The sequence below is a fragment of the Streptomyces sp. NPDC049541 genome, from assembly GCF_044465725.1.
GTDB lineage: Bacteria > Actinomycetota > Actinomycetes > Streptomycetales > Streptomycetaceae > Streptomyces.
Genome location: NZ_JBITLY010000002.1, coordinates 98,363 through 123,541, shown reverse-complemented (window position 1 = coordinate 123,541; position 25,179 = coordinate 98,363). Strand labels below are relative to the sequence as shown.

Below are 25,179 nucleotides of genomic sequence, written 5' to 3'. Positions count from 1 at the left end.
AATCGCTCTGACCTGCACGTTTGCCCCCCACTGCACCTCAAAAACCAGCACGAACCAGCACGGGGCTCGCCGTTGACACCCGCCACGCTAACGCATGCCGCCCACCAGTCCGGTACCGCGAGCCGGGCGGCGGAAGGGAACGGTGGCGGAAGTCCCGGCTGTGGCGGCCCGGCACGGTACTGGCCGGGGACGCGGCGTGCTTCGTCGACCCGGTGCTCTCCTCCGGCGTGCACCTCGCCACGTACGGTGCCCTGCTCGCGGCCCGCTCCATCAACGCGGGCCTCGGCGGGACGTTGGACGAGGGGCGTCTGTTCGACGAGTTCGAGGCCCGCTACCGGCACGAGTACCGCCTGTTCTACGAGTTCCTGGTCTCCTTCTACGACATGCACCAGGACGAGCGTTCCTACTTCTGGAAGGCCCGCAAGGTCACCAACGTGGGCGCGACGGAACTGGAGGCGTTCGTGGAACTGGTGGGCGGTCTGGCCTCCGGCGACGCCGGCTTCGGCGGGCTCGGGCAGGCGGAAGCCCGGCTGACGACGGCCTCCTCGGAACTCGGCACGGCGGTGGGCCGGCTGCCCGACGCCGACGGCCTGCGCAACCCGCTCTTCGAGTCCGCCACCATCCGCGAGGTGTTCCAGGAGGGTGCGGTTCTGCAGGAACGAGGCGTGTTCGGCGGGCCGTTGGAGGAGGAGAGACCGGTGCGGCCGGACGGGCTGGTGGCTTCGGAGGACGGGCTCACCTGGGTGGATCCTGATCGGCCACGGCCCTGAGGCTCGCCACCGTCCCCCGGACCGTCGGGTGACGGTACAGCTCCCGCAGCCGCAGCGACGGCAGGCCGCGGGCGCGCAGGGCGGCACCGATACGGACGGCGAACAGGGAGTTGCCGCCGAGCTCGAAGAAGTCGTCGTCCGGGCCCACGGGCATGCCCAGCACGTCGCTCCAGATCTCCGTCAGGCTTGCGGTGAGGTCGTCGACGGCGGGTGCCTCCGGAGCCGTGTCACGCTTCGGCGGGCGTGCGGCGGCGGGTGCGGGGAGCTGGGCCGCATCGAGTTTGCCGTTGGCCGTCAGCGGGAGTGCGTCCAGCGCGGTGACGGTGGCGGGGAGCATGTACTCGGGCAGGATTCCGGCGGCCCGCTCGCGTACTCCGGCGGGGTCGCCGCCGGGCGTCAGGGTCACGTAGGCGTCGATCCTGGCCGTGGCGGCGCCCGCCGTCTCGTCGCGGCGGACCAGGACGGCCGCGGTGCGCACGTCGGGGTCCTCCAGCAGTACGGAGCGGATCTCGTCGAGCTCGATCCGGAAGCCGCGGATCTTCACCTGGCTGTCGATCCGCCCGAGGTGTTCGAGCCGCCCGTCGGGGCGCAGCCGTCCGAGGTCGCCACTGCGGTACATGGTGCCGCCGGTGCGCGGGTCCGGTACGAAGCGCTGTGCGGTCAGCTCCTTCTGGCCCAGGTAGCCGATCGCCACGCCGGCACCGCCGACGCATATCTCGCCCGCCACGCCCGGCGGCAGCAGCCGTCCGGCCGGGTCCACCACGTACAGGTGCCAGCCGGGCAGGGCTGCCCCGACGGAGCGGGTGGCGAGGAGCGCCAGTCTGCGGGTGAGGGTCTGCTCGGTGACATGGACGGTGGTCTCCGTGATGCCGAACATGTTCACCACCCGGCAGGACCGCTCGGGGTGCCGGTCGAACCAGGGCAGCAGCATCCGCGCGTCCAGCGGCTCACCGCCGAAGACGACGAGCCGGACGGACACGTCGGTGTGGTCGACGTCGAGGAGCTGGGCGAAGGCCGACGGGGTCTGGCTGAGCACGGTGACCTTCTCGGCGACGAGCAGGTCGCGGAAGAAGTCCGGTTCACGGGAGACGAAGTACGGCACCACGACCAGCCGCCCACCGGTCAGCAGGCAGCCCCAGATCTCCCACACGGAGAAGTCGAAGGCGCTGGAGTGGAACCAGGTCCACACGTCCGCCTCCGAGAGCCCGTACTCGTCGCGGGTCGCGTCGACCAGGGCGATCACGTTGCGGTGCGGTACGACGACGCCCTTGGCACGGCCGGTGGAACCTGAGGTGTAGATGACGTAGGCGGCGTCGTCGGGCGAGGGGGGCGTCGGGCTCGTGTTCTCCTGTGGCCACGGCCACCCGGTGCCCGGCGCGTGCAGCAGTTCGTCCGGGGTCACCTGCACACAGTCCGCCACGGCCGGGAACTGAGGGAGCCGGGTGATCACCACGCCCAGACCCGCGTCCCGTGCCGTGTGCGCGAGCCGCTCCGCCGGGTAGGCGGGGTCGACGGGCACGTAGGTGGCGCCGGCCGTCAGCACGGCGAGCAGGGTGACGACAAGTTCGGCGGAACGTTCCAGACACACGCCCACCCGATCGCCTGCGCCCACTCCGCGTGCGCGCAGGCCGGACGCCAACCGGGCTGCCCGCTCGTCGAGTTCGCGGTAGGTCAGGCCGGTGTCGCCGTCGGTCACGGCGATGCGGTCCGGCGCCGCCGCCACGATCCGGGCGAGCGCCGCGGGCACGCTCACCGGGCTGGTGGTCAGCGCGCGGGGCGGGCGGCCGAGCGCCGCCGTGCGGGCACACTCCGCCTCGTCGAGGAGCTCGACGTCGTCCGGCTTGGTCTGCGGGCGGTGCAGGACCTGCTGGTGTACGTGCACGAGGTGCCGTACGAACTGGGCGGCGATCTCCGCGGAGAAGTGACTGCTCAGGTGGTCGCAGCGCAGCCGCAGACCGCCCGAGTCCCGGAGGATCGAGACGGTGAGCGGGAACGGGGGCGCGAGGCAGGGTACGTACTCGGTCTCGCCCTCTGCGGGCAGTTCGGTGGCGTCGAAGAGCAGACCTGTCAGCGCAGGGCCGGTCGTGGAGGAGGGCTTCGACTCGCCGAGCGTGGCGGCCGGTTCGACGGTGAAGCTGCCCCGGTCGGTGCCGATGACCGGCGGGGAGTCGGGATCGTAGCGGCGCAGGGTGACGGCGAGTGCCGTGAGCCAGCTTGCCTCGTCGCCGCCATGGTCCAGGGCGAGGACATGGGGGGTGGTGGGGCGGTCGTCGCCGAGCCCCCAGGCGGGCGCGGGCACGGCGGGAGATGTCTCGGGAGCCGGGGGTGCGTCGTTCGGCGCCACGGGATGCCCGGCTGCCAGCCGGTTGAGGGCTGTGCGGTCCCAGCGCCCGCGCGGGGCGACGACGATCAGGTCACAGAGGCCGTCGGCGTAGCGCAGGAGGACGGTGCGCGGATCGCGGGCGGGCCGGGCGAGTTCGGTGTCGCGTCGGCGCTCTGCAAGGGGGTCCGTCGCTGGTACGGAGATGTCCTCGATCCACAGCCCCGGTCGGGAGGCGGGGTCCGGTGAGTGGCCGGGCCGGACGCGCAGCGCATGGCAGTGGGTCGCGTGGAGGAGGGGGTCGGACAGCAGCGCGGACACGGGCCGTACTCCTTGTTGTTCTCGTGGTTTCCGTTGGCCGGGACGGGGGTCTCAGCGGATGCTGAACCCGCCGTCCACGGTCAGGACCGACCCGGTGATCTGCCGGGACTCGTCCGAGGCGAGGAAGACGATCGCGGCGGCGACGTCCTCGGGTTCGATCAGCGCGTTCATGGGCTGTGCCTCGACGAAGGTCTTCTCATGCTCGTGGACGGGCACCTCCAGGGCCCTGGCGATCTCGGCGAGCATCCTGCCCTCGGCCCACGCGTCGTCGCGAACGGACCCCGGGCAGACCGCGTTCACGCGCACCTTCGTCGGCGCGAAGTCGAGCGCGGCGGCTTTGGTGAGGCCGACGACGGCGTGCTTGGCGGCGACGTAGCCGGCGAAATGGCGGTAGCCGACGAGTCCGGCGGTGGAGGCGACGTTGACGATGCTGCCGGCGCGCCGGGCGCTCATCGCCCCGCCGACCTCGCGGATCACCCGCCAGGCGCCGGAGAGGTCCACGTCGATCATCAGGGACCACTCGTCCTCGTCGATCTCGTGCACCGGTTTGCCGGAGGGGGCGGCGATGCCCGCGTTGTTGATGGCGACGTCGATCCGGCCGAACCGGTCCTCGGCGCGGGTCACTGCCTGCCCTATGCCGTGGGTGTCGCGGATGTCGGCAACCGCGGTGAGGACGGCGGCGCCGGCTTCGCGGCACAACGCGGCGGTGTGCTCCAACTGCCCCGGGGTGCCCAGCGGGTAGGGCACGCCCGGTAGGTCGGCACAGATGTCCAGCAGGGTGAGGTCGGCGCCCTCGGCCGCACAGGCGACCGCGGCCGCTCTGCCGAGTCCGCGGGCGGCGCCGGTGACGAGGACCGACTTGCCGTGCAGACGCATCGGGTACTCCCTTGAGGTCGTGAAGGGGCGAGGGGGTGAGGCGGGCGGCTAGGCCAGTTTCGAGGCGATCAGGCGGACCAGGGCGGGCGCCGACTCGGTCAGATACATGTGGCCGCCGGGGACCTCCACGTGCTCGAAGTCGCAGCCGGACGCCTTGTTCCAGGACGCGGCCTCGTCGTGGGTGACCAGTGTGTCGTCCTCGCCGCGGATGACCGTGAGGGGCGCGTCCAGCGGAAGGGAGGTGCTCGGTACGTAGGTCTCGTGCATCTCGACGTCGGCGCGCAGGGTGGGCAGGAGCATCTCGCGCATCTCCGGGTCGTCGAGGGCGGGGTGGCTGTAGCCCGCGAACTCGCCGACGCGGGCGAGGAAATCGTCGTCGGACAGGCCGGTGGCCCGCTGTTGACGGCCCTGGCCGGGATGCGGCGAGCCGCTGACGAACACTCGGACGAGCTCGATGCCGGGCTCGGTCACCAGGCGGTGTGCGAGTTCGTAGGCGAGCACGGCGCCGAGGCTGTGCCCGAACAGTGCCACCTTGTGGTCGCCGCTGCCGAGCCGTTCCAGCAGCTGGGGAAGGAGTGCGTCGGCGGCCTTGTGCACGTCCCGGTAGGGCTCCTCGTCGATCAGCCTTTCCCGGCCCGGCAGTTGGAGCGGCACGATCTCCAGTGCGTCCCCGGCCAGGTCGGCCCAGGGGCGGTAGAACGAGGCGCCCGCTCCGGCATACGGAAGGCACACCAGCTTGGTCGCGTCCCCCATTGCCTTGATCAGGCTGTGGGGACGCATGTCGGTCCAGTGCTCGTTGACGTAGTCCACGCAGGACTGACGGCTCGCACGACCATGGACGACGGTCCAGCCGGCGGGGACCTCGGCGAAGGCGGGCCACAGGGAGTGCTGGCCCTCGTCGTTCACCAGGACCAGGTGCTCGATGCTGTCGTCGTCGAAGGGGTTGGTGGTCATGACGGTTCTTTCTGTGGTGGGCGGTTGCGGCCGAGGTGTGCGGCGCGTTCGGGCTACTTCCGGAGCCGGCTGTCCAGCACCGGGCCGATGCGGTCCAGTGACGTGGGCCGGGTCATCTCTCCGTGTGTGCAGGGGATGTCGTGGTTGTCGACCCGGCCTTCGATGTACGGCTGCCAGGAGCGGTGCCGGCCCGGCACCGCGTCCGGGTCCTGTGCGGCGGTGAAGAAGAGCAGGTCACCCCGGTAGGGCCCGGGGGCGAACTCACCCAGCAGACGGCGGTTGTTGGCCGTCACGTCGACCAGGGCCGCAAGTTCGGCGTCGTCGAGGCTGCCGGGCATGTCGGGTACGCGGCGCACCAGCTCCGCGAACCGGCTGTCGGTCAGCGGCGCCGTGTCGTCCTCCGGCACCGGCCGGCCGAGGATGGTGAGGAGGCTGCGCAGCAGCGCCGGGCGGTCCGACAGGGCGGGGGCCTGTCGGATCCAGGCCCCGGGGAAGGAGTCGAGCAGCGCGAGGAGTGCGACCTGTTCCCCGGCCTCCTGGAGGCCGACGGCGACGTCGTAGGCGACGAGGCCGCCCATGGAGTAGCCGAGGAGGTGGTAGGGGCCGTGCGGCTGTATGTCGCGGATGAGGGCGGTGTGCTCGGCGACCGCCTCGGCCAGGCTGCCGGCCCTGTCCTGGCCCGGGATCAGGCCACGGGACTGCAGGCCGTACAGCGGGCGGCCGGCGTCGATGTGGCGGGCCAGACCGGCGAAGCCCCAGGACAGGCCGGAGGCCGGAGGAAGGCAGAACAGGGGTTCGTGCTCGCCTCGGGTGCGCAGCGGGAGCAGGGGTCCCACGGGGGCCGTACCCGAGCCGCCGGAGTGGCGGGGCCCTGCGGGGCGGGCCGGCTCGGCGGGGTGGTCGGCTTCGGCCCCGTGTCGGGCCAGTGCCGCCACGGTCGGTGTGTGGAAGAGGGCGCGCAGGGGCAGTTCCACGCCGAGTTCGGCTCGGATCCGTGCGGTCAGTCGGGGGGCCAGCAGGGAGTGGCCGCCGAGGTCGAGGAAGCTGTCGTGGACGCCGATCCGGTCCGGGGCGAGGCCGAGGACCTCGGCGAAGATTCCGCGGAGGGTCTCCTCCCGCTCGGTACGCGGGGCCGTCTTCGCGGCGAGCGGTGCGTCGGGTGCGGGCAGCGCCTTGCGGTCCAGCTTGCCGCTGGCGGTGTGCGGGAGCGTTTCGAGAACGACGAAGGACGAGGGGATCATGTGGGCGGGCAGGGTGCGGGCGAGGTGGTCGCGAAGGCCGTCGGCATCGGTTGCCGGTGTTTCCCGCTCGGCGGGTACGACGTAGGCGACCAGTTGCTTCTCGCCCCGCCCGGCCTCCCTCACCGTGGCCGCCGCCTCGGCGACGGCCGGGTGTGCGGCGAGTACGGCTTCGATCTCGCCCAGTTCGATCCGGAAGCCGCGGAGCTTCACCTGCTGGTCGGCCCGGCCCAGGAAGCGCAGCTGCCCGTCAAAGCCGCGCACCGCCAGGTCGCCCGTGCGGTACATGCGCTCCCCGGGTCCACCGAAGGGGTCGGCGACGAACCTCTCGGCCGTCAGCCCCTGCCTGCCGAGGTAGCCGCGGGCGGGGCCGCCGCCCGCCACGTACACCTCGCCGACGGCCCCGTCGGGTACGGGATGCAGCGCATGGTCGAGGAGGTGGACGAGGTTGCGGGCGAGGGGGCGGCCGATGGGTGGCGCGGTCTTGTCGTACGGGTCGGCGTCGGACTGCCAGGCGGTGGTGTAGATGGTCGCCTCGGTGGGCCCGTAGAAGTTGACGAGCCGTGCCCCGGGGAAGGCGGTCTCGATGCCGGCCCGGAGCTGTTCGGGGATCGGTTCGCCGCCAAGAGCCACCGTGTGAGGTGTAACGGCAGGCCGCTCGGCGAGCACGCTGGCCATGACCGTGGGTACGCCGCTGATGAGACCGACGTCCCGTGGAGTGCGATCGGTGAGTGCGAGGAGGTTCTCGACGATCTCGATACGGCCGCCGCACAGCAACGGCGAGAAGATCTCGAACACCGACACGTCGAAGTTGAGCGAGGTCGAGAACAGCACCTTGGCCAGCCGCTCGGGACCGAACTCCGCATGGGTCCACTCGACGAACTCGACGGCATTGCGGTGCGTGGCCAGAACACCCTTGGGGCGGCCGGTGGAGCCGGAGGTGTAGGTGATGTATGCGAGATGGTCCGGCGTCAAACTCCTTGAACAAGAGTGAATTTGACGATGTGTCACCTCACTTCCGGGGTTGAGCAGCGGTGTGCCCTGCGGCAGCGCCCCCGCCGTCTTCTCGGTGGCGAGGACGACGACCGGGCAGGCGTCGGCGACGATGTACGCCAGGCGGTCGGCCGGGTAGGCCGGGTCGAGCGGCAGATAGGCGGCACCGGACTTCAGTACGGCCAGTACGGCGACGACCAGTTCCGCTGTGCGGGGCAGCGCTATGCCCACGACCCGCTCCGGGCCGGCTCCGAGGGCGGTCAGGCGACCGGCCAACTGCTCGGCCCGGGCATCGAGTTCGCGGTAGGTGAGACGGGTGCCGCGATCCAGGACGGCTTCGGCGTTCGGGGTGGCCGCGACCTGGGCCGACCAGAGGTCGGTCAGGGTGCGGGTCGAGGGCGGCGTAGACAGGGTTCGCCGCGGGAGTTCCTGAGGCGCCAGGAGCCCCAGACGGCCCTGCGGGAGTTCCGGGTCGGCCGCCATGGCTTCGAGGACGCGCACCAGGCGGGCGAGCGTGGCGTCGGCCCAGTCGGCGTCGAAGAGTCCCGGGTGGTAGGCCAGCCGGAAGCGGGGGCGGGGGCCGGGAAGCGCCACGAGGGTCACGGGGTAGTGCGTGGCGTCGCGACCGCTGGAGCCGACGAGGCAAAGCCCGCCGCCGTCGTTGTCGGGTCGGTTGCCTGCCGCCTCCGGATCCACCGGATAGTTCTCGAAGACGACGAGGCTGTCGAAGAGCTCCGGGACGCCCACGGCCCGCTGGATGTCGGCCAGGCCGAGATGGTGGTGGTCGAGAACGCGCACGTAGCCGTCCTGGACCTGGCGGAGCAGGGCGGCCAGGCTCTCCTCGGGCCGCAGCCGGACCCGCGTCGGGATGGTGTTGATGAACAGGCCGACCATCGACTCGACGCCGGAGAGTTCCGGCGGCCGCCCGGAGACGGTGGCGCCGAAGACGACGTCGTCGCGGCCGGTCAGGCGGCCGAGCAGGATCGCCCAGGCGCTCTGGACGAGGGTGTTCACGGTCACGCCGAGGCTCCGGGCGCATGCCGTGAGGGCGGCTCCGCTCTCCGCCGACAGCTCGGTCCGGGCCTGTGCGGGCTCGGTGACGCCCGGCACGGTGGCCGGGGCCAGTCGGGTCGGTTCCGTCACGTCGGCCAGCGCATCCCGCCAGGCGGCCTCGGCGAGGTTGCGGTCCCTGCAGTTCAGCCACTCCAGGAAGGTGCGGTACGGCGGGGCGGGCGCGAGCGCGGCCGGGTCGCCATCGGCTGCGTACAGAGCGAGCAGTTCCCGTAGGAGCACGGAGACCGACCAGCCGTCGAGCAGGATGTGGTGGTGGGTGACGAGCAGCCGGTGGCGGCTCTCGCCGGTACGGACCAGGGTGCAGCGAAGGAGTGGAGGGGTGGCGGGGTCGAAGCCGAGGGCCCGGTCCTCGTCGAGCAGTTCGGTCCACGCCTCCTCGGTGTCGATGCTTGGACCGGTCAGATCGGCTTCCGTCCACGGCAGCGTCGCCCGGTGTGGGACGACCTGCACCGGCTGACCGCCACGGCGCCGCCGGAAGGCCGCGCGCAGGTTGGGGTGGCGGTCCAGCAGTGCCTGAGCGGCCGCGCGCAGGCGTTCGGCGTCCACCGGGCCTTCGAGTTCGAAGACCAGCTGTACGACGTACACGTCGAGGGCGTCCCGTTCGTGCTCGTACAGGGCATGGAAGAGCAGGCCCTCCTGGAGCGGGGTCAGGGGCAGTACGTCGACCGGCCCGGGCTGCGTCATTTCGCCTCGTCTCGCTGTGTTCTGGAGCTGGTGGGTCTTCTCGGAAGGTCGGCTGGGCGGGGCGGGGGCCGTATCCATGTGCGGCTCCGCCGCGTGGGCGCGGCCAGCCGCGACGGCTCGGCACACGAACACCGCCCCATCGCGGACCCTCCCGCGGAGCACTCAGTCGAGGCCCGCTGTCAGCTCGTCCAACTCGTCCCGGGACAGACCCGCGACCGACAGACCGGCCCCGTCGCCGGCCCGGGACACGAGTGCGGTGAGCGCGGTGAACCAGGCCTCCGCCAGCCCCCGTGCCTCAGGTTCGGTCAGCACGCCCTCGGGCCACGCCCAGTCGGCCACCAGCCGCGGTCCGGTGGCCGTGTCGTGGACGACCGCGTTGATTTCGAGGGCGTGGGCGGCGGCAAGGCCGGGGTCGCAGCCGGTGCCGAGTGCCGACGACTCGGGGGCGAAGGCCCATGGCTCCGTGCCGGTGGTGCCGGGGCCGGTGAACCGGCCGAGGTAGTTGAAGCCGATCGCCGGTGTGGTCGCCTTGGCCAACTCGGATGCCGTGTCGGGGTTGAGATGGCGCAGCAGGCCGTGTCCCACGCCGTGGTCGGGCAGTTCGCCCAGCCGCTCCGCGACCCGGCCGGCTGCGAGGTCGGCGGCGGGTCCGCCGCGCAGGGCGTCGGCCACGTCCACGCCCTGCAGATCCAGATGGACCGGGAAGAGGGAGGTGAACCAGCCGACGGTGCCTGACGGTTCGAGCCCGGGGGTCAGTTCCTCGCGGCCGTGCCCCTCGACGTCGACGACGACGTGCGGGGACCCCTGCCGATCGGCGACGGCCAGCGCGAGGCCGGTGAGCAGGACGTCCTGGACACCGAGGCGGAAGGCGGCCGGGACGCTGGTCAGCAGCGGTCCCGTGGTCCCGGGCGGCAGGGTGAGCCGCAGCGAGCGCGTGGTGGCGGCGGTGTCCCGGTCGGGGTCGAGCGGGCGCCGGCCGAGCGGGGTGCGCGGGGCGTCGGCGATACGGCGCCACAGCTCGGCCTCGGCGACTCGCGACGGAGTGCGCGCCTGCTCGCCCAGCGTCAGGGACCAGCGGCGGAACGATGTGCCCACGGGCGGCAGTTGAGGGCGGCGCCCAGCGGTGATGGCGTCCCAGGCGGCTTTCAGATCGGGTACGAGGATGCGCCAGGACACGCCATCGACCGCCAGGTGATGGACGACCAGCAGCAGCCGCCCCGCCCGGTCCGGTCCGGCGTCGAACCACACGGCCCGGACCATCGCCCCGGCCATCGGATCGAGCAGTGTCACCGCCCGCTCGAACTCCTCGGCCACGCACGTGCGGAGCCCGTCCGAGCCGGATACGTCGGAGACATCCCGCCGGTCGAGCAGGTCCGCGGCGAGGATGCGGCCGACCGGGCCGACGTCGAGTTCCGGAGCCGGGGTGAGCCGGGAGCGCAGCATGTCGTGGTGGTCGAGCACCGCCTGCAGGGCATCGGTCAGCTGCGGCAGACCGGCGTCCGCCGGGACCGTCAGCAGGACGGACTGGCTGAACCTCCCGATGGGGCCGCCGCGTTCGAGCAGCCATCGCATGATGGGGGTGAGCGGGACCGGGCCCACTCCGTCGGCAGCGTGGACGCCGGCCGAGCCGTCGACGCCACCGCCGACCGGCCCACGGGCCACCGCCGCCAGTTCCTTCACCGTCTGGTGCTTGAAGACGTCCCGGGCGCTGATCACGACTCCGGCCTCGGCTGCCCGGCTCACCAGCCGGATCGAGGTGATGCTGTCACCGCCGAGGGCGAAGAAGTCCTCGTCGAGCGGGACTTCGGGCAGCTTGAGCAGCTCGCCGAAGAGCCCGGCGAGGATGCGCTCGGCCGCGGTCGCCGGTTCCTGTCCCCCACCGGCACCGGGCGCGGCCGGTGCCTCTCGGACGTCCACGGAGGCCGTATTCGCCCGACCGCGCCGCTGCCATTCGTCGTCCTCCGGGAGATCCACGTCCTGCACGCACAGGGCGGGATCGGCGGCGACGGCGGCCAGGAAGCGGACGAGCCGCCGTGTGAGCAGTTGGACCGTGGCCGGGTCGAACAGGTCGGTGCTGTACTCGGCGATGCCGTCGATACCGGCCGGGGTGCCGTCGTCGTGGGGGCGCTCGCTGAGGTACAGACAGAGGTCGAAGCGGGCCGCTCCGGTCTCGACGGGCTCGCGTACCACGCCCAGACCGGGCAGGGACAGCGGGACGTCCGAGGTATGAGCGGTGAAGGCCAGCATCACCTGGAACAGCGGATGGCGGGCGAGGGTTCGCTGCGGGCTGAGGGCATCCACGAGGAGATCGAACGGCACGTCCTGGTGGGCGTAGGCGGCGAGGTCGAAGTCCCGGACACGGGCCAGGAGTTCACGGAAGGTGGGGTTTCCCGAGGTGTCCGTGCGCAGCGTGAGGCTGTTGACGAAGAAGCCGACCAGGTCGTCCAGCCTGGAGTCGGCGCGTCCGGCGACCGGCGTGCCCATGGTGATGTCGGTGCCCGAACCGACCCCGGTCAGCGTCGCGGCGAGGCCCGCCTGGAGCACCATGAACAGGGTGACCCGGGAGGCGGAGGCGAGGTCGGCGAGTGCCGCGTGCAGCTCCGCGTCGAGGGTGAGTTCGGCGCGGTCGCCGTGTCCGCTGGGCTCTGGGGGCCTGGGACGGTCGGTGGGGAGCGGCAGCTCCTCGGGGGCGCCCGCCAACGCATCGCGCCAGAAAGCGGTCTGACGTTCCAGCAGGCTGGGTGCGCCGTCCGTCGACGCGCCGAGCAGGTCGCGCTGCCAGTGGGCGAAGTCGGCGTACTGGACGGGCAGGGGCCGCCACTGCGGGGCACGTCCGCAGGTCCGGGCGGCGTACGCGGTCTCCAGGTCGCGCATCAAGGGCGCCATGGACCAGCCGTCGACGGCGATGTGGTGGGCGAGCAGCAGCAGGACGTGCGTGTCGTCGCCGAGGGTGAACAGGGTCGCGCGCAGCGGGGTTTCGGCGGAGAGGTCGAAGCGGTGCCCGGCGGCTTCGGTGAGCAGCGCGGGCAGTTCCGCCTCGGTGACAGGTACGAGGGTGAGGTCCGGGCGTCCCGCCTCCGGGTCCAGGATTTGCTGGTAGGGGATGCCCTGGAAGTCGGGGTGGAGGGTGCGCAGCGGTTCGTGGCGGGTCACGACGTCGGCGATCGCCGCCTGAAGCGCCTCGCGGTCGAGGGGGCCGGTGAGGCGCAGGGCCCAGGGGACGGTGTAGGTGTTGCTGCCGTCGAGGCGGCTCAGGAACCACAGTCGCTGCTGGGCGTACGACAGCGGAATCGGAGCGTGCCCGCGTTCCCGCGCCGTGAGTTCGGGACGCCGGGCGCCGCCCTCGCCTTCGCCGATCCGCACGGCCAGTCCGGCGGGAGTCGCCGCCTCGAAGACCGCCCGCACGGGCAGCGCGCTGCCCAGTACGCCCCTGATGCGGTCCGTGAGTCGCATGGCGAGCAGGGAGTCGCCGCCGAGGTCGAAGAAGCCGTCGTCCGCACCGACCCGGCGCGGGTCCAGGCCGAGGACGTCGGCGAAGAGCCCGCACAGGATCTCCTCCTGCGGGGTGCGCGGGGCGCGGCCGCCGCTCGACACGGAGGGTGCCGGAAGGGCGGCGCGGTCCAGCTTCCCGTTGGCGGTCAGTGGCAGCCGGTCGAGGACGACCACGGCTGAGGGGACCATGTGATCCGGCAGCATCCGCGCCGCGTGGCGGCGCAGGGCGTCCGCGTCGAGGTCTCCTCCGACGGCGTAGCCCACCAGCCGTCCGTCCCTGACGAAGACGATCGCCTGCGCCACGTCGGGGTGGTCCGCGAGTGCCGCCTCCACCTCGCCGAGTTCGATGCGGAAGCCCCGGATCTTGACCTGGTCGTCCGCGCGGCCCTGGTACTCCAGCTCCCCGTCGGCCGACTGCCGCACCAAGTCGCCCGTGCGGTACATGCGTTCACCGGCAGCCGCGAACGGGTCGGCCACGAAGCGCCCCGCCGTCAGCCCCGGCCGCCCCAGATAGCCGCGCGCCAGGCCCGCACCCGCCACGTACAGTTCGCCTGTCGCACCCGGCGGGACCAGCCGCAGGCCAGCGTCCAGGACGTATGCGCGCAGGTCGGGGATGGTCTGCCCGATGCCACTGGCCTGCGGCCGGTCGCCCGCCGCGGCCTCGGTCAGCGGCAGGCCCGTGACATGGACCGTCGTCTCGGTGATGCCGTACATGTTGACCAGTACGGCCGCGTCCTGCGGGTGCCGGGTGTACCACTCGGCGACCCGCGCGAAGTCGAGCGCCTCACCGCCGAAGACCACGTACCGCAGGGCCAGTTCGCGCCCGACTGCGGGCAGGGCGGCGTCCACGCGCAGGAGTTCGCCGAATGCGGAGGGCGTCTGGTTCAGCACGGTGACGCGCTCGCGCACCAGCAGCCGCAGGAACTCCTCCGGGTCACGGCTCGCCGCGTGCGGGACGACCACGAGCGTGCCGCCGTGCAACAGCGCGCCCCACAGTTCCCACACCGAGAAGTCGAACGCATAGGAGTGGAACAGCGTCCACACGTCGTCCGGGCCGAAGCCGAACCAGTGTCGGGTGGCCGAGAAGAGCCGTACGACGTTGCGGTGCGGGACCGCGACGCCCTTGGGGCGGCCGGTCGAGCCCGAGGTGTAGATGACGTAGGCGAGGTGGTCGCCGGTCAGGCACGGCGCCTCGGGCGCCGTGGCGGGATACGCCGACGCCTCGTCCGGGGTGACCACGGGGATCTCGCACGGGGGCAGGGCCGCTGACACGCCCGGCACCGTGAGCAACAGCACCGGATCGGCGTCGGCCAGCATGAACTCCAGCCGGTCCGCGGGGTACTCCGGGTCCATCGGCAGGTATGCGGCGCCGGTCTTCAGGACCGCCAGCACGGCCACCACCAGCTCCGGCGAACGCGGCAGCGCGAGAGCCACCAGGCGTTCCGGGGCCGCCCCACGGGCCGCCAGCAGGTGCGCCAGGCGGTTGGCCCGCGCGTCCAGTTCGGCATAGGTGAGGCGGGTGCCCTCGTGCAGCACGGCCGTGGCGTCGGGGGTACGGGCCGCCTGGTCCGCGAACAGCTCGGGCAGGGTCGCCGAGGACGGCGCGGCAGGGCCGGCAGCCCCGCCCAGCAACCGCTGCCGCTCCCCCGGCAGCAGGACCTCGACCTCGCGCACGCGCCGCGCCGGACCGGCCACGAAGGCCTCCAGTACGGCGGCGAACCGGTCCAGGAGCTGCCGGGCGCCGGTCTCGTCGTACAGGTCGGGCCGGTAGGACAGACGCAGCGCGAGGCGGCGGGCGGGCAGGACTGCGAGGGTGAGCGGGTAGTGGGTGGCGTCGCGGCCGGTGAGCTGGGTGACCTTGGAGGCCCCGGAGCCGTTCGTGGCCGGGTGGTTCTCGAAGGCCAGCAGGGTGTCGAAGAGTTCCCCGCTGCTGCCTGCGGAGCGCCGGATGTCGGCGAGTCCGAGGTGCTGGTGCGGGAGCAGGGCCGCCTGCCGTTGGTGGAGCGCGGTGAGGAGGTCCATGACGCTGCCGTCCTCGTCCCAACGGACGCGGGTGGGAACGGTGTTGATGCAGAAGCCCACCATGGAGGCGATGTTGGGCAGTTCGGGCGGGCGCACGGTCACCGTCTGGCCGAAGATTGTGTCGGTGCGGCCGGTCAGGCGGCCGAGCAGTACACCCCAGGCGCCCTGGACGAGCGTGTTGAGGGTGATCCCGAGCGAGCGGGCGGTGGCCTCGGCGGAGCCGGTCAGTTGCTCAGGGAGTTCGACGACGAGTTCGCGGGGCAGCACGGCGGTGGTGGCGCCGGTTGCGCCCGGCGCGAGCAGGGTGGGCTCGCCCGCATCCGACAGGGCGTCGCGCCAGGCCGCCTCGGCGGCGGTGCGGTCCTGCCGCTCCAGCCAGGCGAGGTAGTCCCGGTAGGCGGGCGCCGACGGCAGGGCGGTGGGGTGCTCGCCCGCGTGCAGGGCGGTGAACTCGCGTACCAGCAGCTGCTTCGACCAGCCGTCCAGCAGGATGTGGTGATTGGTGACGAGCAGGCGGTAACGCTCCGCGGACCACTTGACCAGCAGGTAGCGCAGGAGCGGCGGCTTGCCGAGGTCGAAGCGGCGAGCGCGTTCCTCGTCCAGCAGCCGTGCCCACTCCTTGTCGCGCTCGCTCTCGCCAAGGGCCGTCAAGTCGGCCTCGGCCCACGGAAGTTCGACGTCCGCGGGCACGATCTGCAGGGGCCGTCCGGCATCCCGGCGGCGGAAACAGGCACGCAGGTTGGGGTGCCGGTCGAGCAGGGCCTGTCCGGCGGCGCGCACGGCGGCGGGGTCGACGGGACCCTCCAGCTCAAGGATCTGCTGGGTCGCATAGACGTCGGGGGACTGCTCGTCGTCGTACAGGGCGTGGAAGAGCAGACCCTCCTGCAACGGCGACAGCGGCAGGATGTCGGCGATTCCGGAACCGGACCGAGTCACCTGGGTTACCTCCACTCATTGCCGAACTCGGCTTCGAGTTCGTCGATCTCTGCTTGGGACAGCGACACCAGGGGCAGGTCGGACGGGGTGTGCCCGCCCGCCGCGCCGGTGCCGCCCTCGGCCTGCGCGGTCAGTTCTGTCAGCCAGCGGTCCGCGAGGGCGTGTACGTCGCGTTCGGACCAGATGCCGGGGGCCCAGGACCAGGTGGTGTCGAGCCGGCCGTCCTCGGTGGTCACGGCGGTGATCTCCAGGCCGTGGGCAACGGGCATGGCGGGGTCGTGCACGGCGCCCAGGTTGCGCAGCGGTTCCGGCGCGAGGGCCCAGTCGCCGCCGGTCGAAGGGGCCGTCCGGCCCAGGTAGTTGAAACCGATCTCCGGCGCCGGAAGGGCAGCGAGGAGCGGCCCGTTCGAGGGGTCGAGATGGCGCAGCAGGCCGTGTCCGATGCCGTGGTCCGGAACGGACCGCAGCTGTTCCTTGACGGTCTTGAGGACCTGGGCCGGATCTGCGAGGTCGACTCCCGTGAGGTCGAGCCGGGCGGGCACGACGCTGGTGAACCAGCCGACCGTCCGTGAGAGGTCCACTGCGTCGGCGATCTCTTCGCGGCCGTGTCGCTCGACGTCCAGGAGCAGGGCCGGGTGGCCGTCTTTGGCGTGCCGCCAGTGCACGAATGCGGCGGTCAGCGCGGCGAGCAGGACGTCGTCGGGGCCGGCGTGGAAGGCGGCGGGCACAGTGGTGAGCAGCGCGTCGGTGGCCTCGGCCGGGAGCTGCCGGGTGAGGTGGCGCATCTCGCCGACGACGTCCCGCTGAGGATCGGGCCGACGGGTGCCCAGCAGAGGGCCGGGGTCCCGCAGCACGTGGCGCCACGTGTCCAGTTCGGCCGTCCGTTCCGAGGCGCGGGCCTCCCGCTCCAGCAGGCGGGCCCAGTGCCGGAAGGAGGTGCCCTGCTCGGGCAGGTTCTCCTCGCGCCAGGCCGCGGCCAGGTCGGAGCACAGGATGCGCCAGGACACTCCGTCCACGGCGAGGTGATGGATCGTCAGCAGGAGCCGCCCGGGACGGTCGAGGCCGGCATCGCACCACACTGCCCGCAGCAACATGCCTCGCTCCGGGGCGAGTCGTGACGCCGACTTGTTCAGCACCTGTGCGAAGTCGGCCGGTTCGGCGATGCGTTCCAGCACCGTGGCCGCGTCGACGGTCCCGGGGGGCGGAATCTCGGCCGCCCGTCCGTCGGACGTCAGACGCATCCGTAGGACGTGGTGGTGGTCGAGCAGGGTCTGCAGCGCGACGGTCATGCGCTTCTCGTCCGCGCCCGCCGGGGTGACGAGCAGCACCGACTGGCTGAACGCCCCGATGGGGCCGCCGCGTTCACCAAGCCGGTGCATGGCCGGGGTGAGGGGAAGCGTGCCGATCGGTGCGTCCTGCTCCGGGTGCGGGCCGGGCGCCGGACGATCGGCCGCCGCGGCGGCGAGACCGGCGACCGTGCGGTGCTCGAACACGTCCCGCGGGGTCAGCCGCAACCCCTCGGCCAGCGCGCGGCTCACCAGGTGGATGGAGGTGATGCTGTCGCCGCCCAGGTCGAAGAATCCGTCGTCGACACCGATGGCATCGGCGGGGGCTCCGAGGACCTCGGCGAACAAGTCCCTGAGTGTCTCCTCCTGGGGGGTGCGCGGCGCCCGTCCCGTCGCCGTCTCCCGGGTGGCGGCCGGTGCGGGCAGGGCGGTGCGGTCCAGTTTGCCGTTGGGGGTCATCGGCAGCGCGTCGAGCGCCACGAGCGTCTCGGGGACCATGTGGGCAGGCAGGTGACGGGCGGCATGCGCGAGGACGGCGGGGCAGTCGACCTCGGTGGCCCCGACGACGTATCCGACCAGGCGGCGCACGCCGGACCGGTCTTCGCGCACCAGCACCGCGGCCTGGGCGACGGCCGGATGGGCGGTGAGCACGCCCTCGACCTCGCCGGGCTCGATCCGCAGTCCGCGGATCTTGAGCTGGCCGTCGGCCCGCCCGCGCAGTTCCAGGGTGCCGTCGGCCCGCCACACGGCCAGATCACCGGTCCGGTACATGCGCCCGCCGGCCGGATCGAAGGGGTCGGCGGCGAACCGCCCGGCGGTCAGACCGGGCCGCCTCCAGTAGCCGCGGGCCACGTGATCGCCGGAGACGTACAACTCGCCCTCGACACCGACCGGTACCGGGTTCAGCCGGGCATCGAGCACATACGCCCGGGTGTTCCACATGGGGCGGCCGATGGGCACCGGCCCGGTCGGCAGTTCGTCGCCCGGCTCGATGCGGTGGTCGGTGCAGCCGACGGTGAGTTCGGTCGGGCCGTAGTGGTTGATCAGGCGTACGTCGGGGTGCTCGCGGCGCCAGGTGCGCAGGGCCTCGCCGACCAGTGCCTCGCCGCCGAGCATGAACTCCTCGGTGGGCGAGAGGTCGTGCGGCAGGGCGGGCAGCAACGGAAGGTGGCTGGGCGTCGCCTTGAGGAAGCTGTAGCCGCCGCTCGCCGGGGCCGCGCCGGCGTCGTGGAAGCCGGCGATGTGCACGCGGCCTCCGGCGGCGAGCGCCCCGTGCAGCGTGGTCACCGTGGCGTCGAAGGACATCGTCGCGTGCAGCAGCGAGGTGCCGCGCAGACTCGGGTAGGTCTCGACACAACGGGCCACATAGGTGGTGAGGTTGCGGTGCTCGACGACGACGCCCTTGGGGCGGCCGGTGGTACCGGAGGTGTAGATCAAGTAGGCGGGATCGGCGGGCCGGGCCTCGGGGAGAGGCGTGTCCGGATCGTCCGGGGCCGCATCGGGATCCACGACCGCACAGCCGACGCCGCAGTCGGCGGGGAGCCGGTCCCGGACGATCAGACACACCGGATCGGCGTCCGCGAGCAGATAGGCGGTGCGCTCGGCCGGATGTTCCGGGTCCAGCGGCAGATACGCGGCGCCCGCCTTGAGGACGGCGAGCACGGCGACCGCGAGGTCGACCGACCGGGGCAGCGAGAACGCGACGATCTGCCCCGGACCGGCTCCCTGCGAGGTGAGGACGCGCGCCAAACGATCGGCTCGCACGTCAAGTTGACGGTACGTCAGCGAGTTGAGGTCGTCCTCGACGGCGACCGTGTCCGGCGCCTCGGCGGCGCGCGCCTGGAAGAGCCGGGGAAAGGTGGTGTCCGGCACGTCGCGTGCCGTGTCGTTGAACTCGGTCAGGAGCCGGCGGCGTTCGCGGTCGTCGAGGATGTCATGGCTGCCGATGGCGCGGTCGGGGTGGCGGACCGCGCCCCGCAGCAGCCGCTCAAGGCGGGCGGCCAGGTCCTCGGCCGTGCGGCGGTCGAAGAGGTCGGCGCTGTACTGGAGGGTGCCCTCGATCCCGTGCGGGGAGCCGTCGGGGGCGCGGTGCTCGCCCAGGTTGAAGGTCAGGTCGATCTTGGTGGCGCCGGTCTCCACGGGCAGCGTGCGGGTGTGCAGTCCGGGGAGGTCGAGGCGGGGTCCGGCGGTGGGCCGGAAGGCGAGCATCACCTGGAACAGCGGGTGCCGGGCGAGCGAGCGGGGCGGGTTGAGGGCCTCCACGAGCTGCTCGAAGGGCAGCTCCTGGTGGGCGTAGGCCGCCAGGTCGGTCTCCCGGACCCGAGCCAGCAGTTCGCGGAAGCTGGGGTCGCCCGAGGTGTCGGTGCGCAGCACAAGGGTGTTGACGAAGCACCCGACGACGTCGTCGAGCGCCTCGTCGGCGCGGCCGGCGACCGGCGTGCCCAACGGGATGTCGGTGCCCGCGCCCAGCCGGGTCAAGAGGGCGGCAAGAGCCGCCTGCACCACCATGAACACCGTCGTGCCGGTCTCACCGGCCAGTGCCCGCAGTCGCCGGTGCAGATCCGCGTCCAGCCGGACGGGGATGTCGCCGCCCCGGTGGGTGGCGCGGGCCAGGCGCTGGCGGTCGGCGGGGAGCGGGAGTTCGTCGGGAAGCCCGGCGAGCGCCTGGCGCCAGTGGTCGAGTTGACGGTCCTGTTCCTCGCCGAGCAGCTCGTGCTGCCAGAGACAGTAGTCGGCGTACTGGACGGGCAGGGGCGCCCAGTCCGGGTCCCGGCCCGCCAGCCGGGCGCGATAGGCGGTTGTCAGGTCGAGCAGCAGTGGGTCGAGGGACCAGCCGTCGGCGGCGATGTGGTGCAGGACGAGGAGCAGGACGTGGTCTTCGGGACCGAGGACGAGGAGGCGCGCGCGGAACGGGACGCCCGCCGAGATCTCGAACCCCTCCCCCGCCAACTGGGCCAGCCGCCGCGGCAGTTCGGACTCGGTCACCTGGTCGGCCTGCAGATCCGGCACATACGGCTCCAGCAGCCGCTGGCACGGCAGGCCGTCGGCGTCCGGGTAGACGGTGCGCAGGATCTCGTGCCGGGCGACGAGGTCGGCGAGGGCCCCGCGCAGGGCATCCACGTCGAGGCCGGCACCGGTCAGCCGTACGGCAAGGGGGATGTTGTAGGCCGCGCTCGGGCCCTCCAGCCGATGCAGGAACCACAGCCGCCGCTGGGCGGACGACAGCGGGGCCTCACCGAGGACTGTGCGCGCAGCCGGCCGCAGGGCGGGACGTACGGCCGCCCCGGCTCCTGCCGGCAACCGGGCGAGCCCGGCCGGAGTGGGCGTCTGGAAGACGTCGCGCAGGGTCAGTTCGACGCCGAGGGTTGCCCGGATGCGCCCGATGAGCCGAAGGGCGAGCAGGGAATGCCCGCCGAGCGCGAAGAAGCTGTCGCGGGGGCCGACGTCCGGGAGGCCGAGCAAGTCGGCGAAGAGGGCGCACAGGACCTCTTCGTGGGGCGTGCGAGGCGCGTGGGCCTGCGCGGCGGCAGCGGTGGGCGGGGCGGGCAGCGCGACCCGGTCGAGTTTGCCGTTGGGGGTCAGCGGCAGCCGGTCGAGGACGACGACGGCCGAGGGGACCATGAAGTCGGGCAGCCGGGCGGCGAGGTGGTCGCGCAGGGCTTCGGGGGTGGGCACGGCACGGTGGGAGGGCTGGGCGCCGAGGTCGGCCGCCGGGGCCCCGGGGATGAGGGCAGCAGCTTCTGCGGGCGAACCTCCGAGGGTGGCCACGATGTCGCCGGGAGCCGAGACATCAGGGTTCGATACGACGCCCTCGACCCGGGGAGCCTCCAACCTTGATACGGCACGCGCAGCCCCCGCAACCGGCCCTTCGACAACCGACACGCCCGAAGCCGGCGCGGCGCCCTCACCCCCCTGCTCCCACACCACATCCGCCGCACGCCCGGCCGCGCACACCGAAGAGGCACCTTCAGCTCGCCGGGCACCCGGCGCGGACTCGGCAGCCTTGGGGGACTGGACGGCCGAGGCCGACGTTGCGGCTGCAGCGTCGGCGGGCAGCGGTTCGGCCGTCGTCGGGGCCTTGTCCCCGGTACAGACCGCGTACGCGACCAGCCGTCGGTCGCCCGGCCGGTCCTCGCGGACCACGGCCACCGCCTGGGTGACCGCGGGGTGGGTGGCGAGAGTCGTCTCGATCTCGGCCGGTTCGATGCGGAAGCCGCGGAGTTTGACCTGGCCGTCGGTGCGGCCGTGGTACTCCAGCTCACCGTCGGCCGTCACGCGCGCGTGGTCGCCCGTGCGGTACATGCGGGACCCGGGCGGGCCGTACGGGTCGGCGGTGAAGCGTTCGGCGGTGGCGCCAGGGCGGCCGAGGTAGCCGCGGGCCACGCCTGGGCCCGCGATGTACAACTCCCCCACCGTGCCCGGTGGGAGTGGCTGCAGGGCCCCGTCGAGGACGTAGGCGCGCATGCCGTCCAGGGGGCGGCCGATGGGCAGCGGGTCGGGTACGTGCTCGGCCGCCGTGCAGGGGCGGGTGGTGGCGAAGGTGGTCGTCTCGGTCGGGCCGTAGCCGTCGGTGACGGTCAGCCCGGGGCAGGCCGCCAGGACCCGGCGGACCGCCGGTGCGGGCACGGCCTCTCCGCCGGTCCAGACCTGGCGCAGCCCCGCGAAGCAGCCCGGGTTCTCCTCGGCGGCGAGGCGGAACAGCCCGGCGGTGAGCCACAGAGCCGTCAGGCCGTGGCGCTGCGTCAGGCGGGCGACCTTGGCGGCGTCCACGTCCTGCTCCGGCCCGGCGACCACGGCGGTGCCGCCGTTCAGCAGCGGTACCCACATCTCGTAGGTGGAGGCGTCGAACGCCGTCGGCGAGTGCACCAGCACGCGCGCGTGCGCGCCGTCGGCGAACGCCGAGTCCGCGGCCAGGGTGGTGACGTCGCGGTGGGTGACGGCGACCCCCTTGGGGGTGCCCGTGGAGCCGGAGGTGTAGCTGACGTAGGCGAGCTGGGCCGAGTGCAGGAGCACCGCGGGGTCCGTGTCCGGTTCGGCGGCGAGCGTCGGGTCCTCGGGTCCGACCGTGGTCACCCCGTGGTACGGCTCGGTCGGCTCGGTGTCGGTCAGCAGGACCTGCGCGCCGGTCTCGGCCAGGATCTGCCGGGTGCGGGCGGCCGGTGCGCGCGGGTCGAGGCCGACGTATGCGGCGCCCGCCTTGAGCACCGCCAGGAGCGCGGCGAGGAGCCGGTCGGAGCGGTCCAGCAGGACCGCCACGCGGTCCTCCGGGCGGACACCGAGGGCGATCAGCCGGTGTGCCAGCCGGTTGGCACGGGCGTTCACCTGCCGGTAGGTGGTGATGCGTTCGCCCTGGATGACCGCCGTGGCGTCCGGGCCGGCCGCGACCCGGGCCGCGAAGAGTTCCGGCACGGTCGTCGCCGCTCCCGCGGGCGCGGCGGCGCCGGCGAGCCGGGCGTCCGCCCGCTCCTCGGGCAACGTCGCCTCGACCCGGCCGACCGGCGTGCCGGAGGTGAGGACGGCTTGGGCGAAGTGCTCCACGAAGCGGGCGAAGCGCCGGTGATGGGCGGTGAGTTCGGTGTCCGTGTAGTGGTCGGGGCCCGCGTCGAGGTCGATGCGGATGCCGTCGCCGTCCGCGCGGTCGTACACGTTGACGGCGAGGTCCTCGACGGGCCCCGTGGACAGGTTGTGTCGGGTGGTGGCGTGACCGGCGAACCGCAGCTCCGGGCCGAACGCCATGATGTTGACGACGGGCCCGAAGAAGCGCGGCCCGTCCTGCGGCCCATCCTGGTCCCGGCGCAGGTCCTCACCGCGGTACCGCTGGTGCGCCAGCAGGTCGCGGGTGGCGGACGCCGTCCGGCGTACGAGGTCTTCGGCGACGCTGTCGGGCCGTACGGACAGCCGCAGCGGAAGCACGTTGGACGCCATGCCCGGCGTGGCGAGTTCGGTCCCGCTCTCGCGGGCGGTGACGGCGAGGCCCAGGACGATGTCCCGGGCTCCGGTGAGCCGGTGCAGATAGGCGGCGGTCGCCGCGAGCAGGACGCGCGACCAGCGGGTGCCTGTCTGTTCGGCGGCCGCGTGCACCAAGTTCCCCGCCGTCTGCGGGAGATGGCCGGTACGGCGCAAGAAGCGCCCGGCGACGTGTGGCGGGCGGGCGGACAGGCTCACCGGGTCGGGGCGGTCGCCGAGCGCGGACGTCCAGAACTCCCGGTCCGCCGCGTGCCGTTGGCCGGTGCGGTAGGCCTCGTCCGCGGCGACCAGTGGGGCCAGGGGTGCGGGCGGCGGGGTGTGCGGTGTGCCCGCGACGAGGGCGCTGTAGGCGTCGGCGACCCGGCGCGCGAGGAGGGAGCAGCTGTAGCCGTCGACGGCGATGTGGTGGTAGCGCTGGTACCAGATCCAGCGGGTGGCCGTGAGGTGCAGCAGGGCGTACCGGAAGAGCGGTGACCGGCCGAGGTCGAACGGTGTGGCGAAGTCGGCGGCCATCCAGGCCTCGGCGGCCGACCGGGGGTCGGGTTCGCCCGTGAGGTCGATGACGGGCAGGTCCCAGGCGGGGTCGGGGTCGACGAGCCCGAGGACGGTGTCACCCTCGGCCGTGAACCGGACCCGCAGTGTCTCGGTGGCCGCCACCACCTGCTGGATCGCCGTCCGGAAGCGATCGGGGTCGACAGGGCCGTGGATCTCGGTGTACTCGCCGACGTTGTAGGCCGGCCCGGCGGGATCGAGCCGCTGCCCGAACCACATGGAGCGCTGGGCGGCGGACAGGTCCAGAGCGTGGGGGACGGTCATCGGGCGGCCTCCGTGGCCGCCGCAAGACCGGTCAGCTGCCGGGCCACGAGCTCGGCCACGTGCCGCGGGCCCTCGTCGCGTCCCGGCCAGGGCACCCGCAGCCAGGGCTCGGCGGGAGTCAGCGGCAGGTCGCGGGACTGTCGGGCCCGGCCGCCTCCGGTGATGTTGAGAAGGACGAGTTCGTCACGGCGGATGCGGCCGTCCCGTACGGCCTCGGCCAGGGCGGCCAGGGCCACTCCGGCGCCCGGCTCGATGTCGATGCCCTCGACCTCCTCGAAGAGCGCCATGGCCGCGAGGGCTGCGACGTTGTCGGTGCACAGGACGTCGCCGCCGCTCTCGGTGAGCACGTCACGCACGCCGCCGCGGACGGTGAACGGCGGGCGCCTGTTGGTCAGTTCGCGTGCCAGCGGCTCGAGCTCGCGATCGCTGTCGCCGTCCCGGTCCGGGTGCGCGGGGGCCGCGCCGGTACATCGCCAGGCCTCGTACAGCGGCGCGAACGGCGCGTTCTGACACATCAGCAGGCGGGGCAGTGTCTCCCCGTCGGCGCGCAGCCTGCGGGCGGCCTCGTGGGCGCCGATGGCTCCGGTGCCGCTGCCGACGGCCTGCACATAGGTCTCCGGCAGCCGCCCGAGGGCTTCGGCGGCGGCCAGCATGACGGTGCCCAGGCCGTCGCGGCGGCCGACGTTGCGTGCGCCGCCCTCGGCGTGGTGGCCGGGCAGGGCGGACAGCAGGTCGGCGCAGGCGATGGTGTCGCTGTAGGTGGCGGCGCCGTCCAGGACGACAAGGCGGACGCAGGGGTCGAGGGGTGCCGGGAAGCGCATCCGCTCCAGGGCCGGTGCGGGCACGACGAGCAGGCAGGGCACCTGGTGGCGGGTGGCGGCCCAGGCGAAGGCGGCGGCGGTGTTGCCCGCGGAGGGGATCACCAGCACGGGCGGCTCGGCGGGCAGTCGGCCGAGCACCGTGTAGGCCTCGAGGTCCTTGAACGTACAGGTCGGCAGGGCCGCCCCGCGTTCGGGCCAGTACCCGTTGAAGGCGACCCACAGCCGGTCGAGGCCGATACGGCGCCCGAGCCGCTCGGCGCGGTGGACGACCGGACCGGCAACGCCGGGGAAGGTGCGCGCCACCGGCAGCAGCGGGGCGTGCCGGAACAGGCCGCTGCTTTCGCCGACGCGGATTCCGCTTGTGTGGTGGTCGCTGTCGTACTCGGTGCGCAGGAATGCCGGTTCGTGCCGGCGGGAGCAGTCGAGGCGGAGACCATCGTCCTCGTAACGGTTTCCGCAGGAGGAACAGACAACGGTGTAGTGACGTGTTCCCGGGCGTACTCCGGACATCTTCGCTTGCCTTCCGCAGTGCCGCGTCTCGTTGATCAATTGGAACCGGCGCTTCAGGAAGGGCGGGCGACGCATGAATTACCTTTTGGCGACGCCTGG

The 25,179-nt window shown here is 72.9% G+C and carries 8 protein-coding genes and 1 pseudogene; 1 reads left to right on the top strand and 8 read right to left on the bottom strand.

Annotated elements, in window-relative coordinates:
* Positions 1 to 20 precede the first annotated feature (20 nt).
* Complete coding sequence (locus ACIBW9_RS07735; RefSeq protein WP_398952331.1) at positions 21 to 770, top strand: tryptophan 7-halogenase; 750 nt, start codon at positions 21 to 23, stop codon at positions 768 to 770.
* Here the strand turns inward: ACIBW9_RS07735 and ACIBW9_RS07730 are convergent.
* The 8 genes and pseudogenes from ACIBW9_RS07730 to ACIBW9_RS07695 all read right to left on the bottom strand — a co-directional run bounded on the left by ACIBW9_RS07730 (position 736) and on the right by ACIBW9_RS07695 (position 25,080).
* Positions 736 to 3,411 (bottom strand): amino acid adenylation domain-containing protein, encoded by a 2,676-nt coding sequence (locus ACIBW9_RS07730; RefSeq protein WP_398952329.1) that lies wholly within the window; start codon positions 3,409 to 3,411, stop codon positions 736 to 738. The genes ACIBW9_RS07735 and ACIBW9_RS07730 overlap by 35 nt on opposite strands.
* 51 nt (positions 3,412 to 3,462) lie before the next feature.
* Positions 3,463 to 4,287: an SDR family oxidoreductase gene (locus ACIBW9_RS07725; RefSeq protein WP_398952327.1), complete on the bottom strand. Its 825-nt coding sequence runs from the start codon at positions 4,285 to 4,287 to the stop codon at positions 3,463 to 3,465.
* Between the two features lie 48 nt (positions 4,288 to 4,335).
* Positions 4,336 to 5,040 (bottom strand): thioesterase II family protein, encoded by a 705-nt coding sequence (locus ACIBW9_RS07720; RefSeq protein WP_398953928.1) that lies wholly within the window; start codon positions 5,038 to 5,040, stop codon positions 4,336 to 4,338.
* A 51-nt stretch (positions 5,041 to 5,091) separates the two neighbouring features.
* Positions 5,092 to 5,241 (bottom strand): annotated as a pseudogene (locus tag ACIBW9_RS07715) (MbtH family protein); the annotation flags it as partial.
* Between the two features lie 53 nt (positions 5,242 to 5,294).
* Positions 5,295 to 9,230, bottom strand: coding sequence for an amino acid adenylation domain-containing protein (locus ACIBW9_RS07710; RefSeq protein ID WP_398952325.1), 3,936 nt, complete (start codon positions 9,228 to 9,230; stop codon positions 5,295 to 5,297).
* 162 nt (positions 9,231 to 9,392) lie between these two features.
* A complete protein-coding gene (locus tag ACIBW9_RS07705; protein WP_398952323.1) occupies positions 9,393 to 15,680 on the bottom strand; it encodes an amino acid adenylation domain-containing protein in 6,288 nt (2,095 codons plus the stop codon).
* A gap of 5 nt (positions 15,681 to 15,685) precedes the next feature.
* The gene (locus ACIBW9_RS07700) at positions 15,686 to 23,749 is read right to left on the bottom strand and encodes an amino acid adenylation domain-containing protein (RefSeq protein WP_398952321.1); all 8,064 of its coding nucleotides are present in this window, start codon (positions 23,747 to 23,749) and stop codon (positions 15,686 to 15,688) included.
* Positions 23,746 to 25,080, bottom strand: a complete 1,335-nt coding sequence (locus ACIBW9_RS07695) for a cysteate synthase (RefSeq protein WP_398952319.1) — start codon at positions 25,078 to 25,080, stop codon at positions 23,746 to 23,748. The genes ACIBW9_RS07700 and ACIBW9_RS07695 overlap by 4 nt, the downstream gene beginning before the upstream one ends.
* Between the last annotated feature and the right edge of the window lie 99 nt (positions 25,081 to 25,179).

Excerpts from the sequence above, each read along its gene's own strand:
- ACIBW9_RS07725 (WP_398952327.1), bottom strand. The coding sequence starts at position 4,287 with ATGCGTCTGCACGGCAAGTCGGTCCTCGTCACCGGCGCCGCCCGCGGA.
- ACIBW9_RS07720 (WP_398953928.1), bottom strand. The coding sequence starts at position 5,040 with ATGGGGGACGCGACCAAGCTGGTGTGCCTTCCGTATGCCGGAGCGGGC.
- ACIBW9_RS07710 (WP_398952325.1), bottom strand. The coding sequence starts at position 9,230 with ATGACGCAGCCCGGGCCGGTCGACGTACTGCCCCTGACCCCGCTCCAG.
- ACIBW9_RS07700 (WP_398952321.1), bottom strand. The coding sequence starts at position 23,749 with ATGACCGTCCCCCACGCTCTGGACCTGTCCGCCGCCCAGCGCTCCATG.
- ACIBW9_RS07695 (WP_398952319.1), bottom strand. The coding sequence starts at position 25,080 with ATGTCCGGAGTACGCCCGGGAACACGTCACTACACCGTTGTCTGTTCC.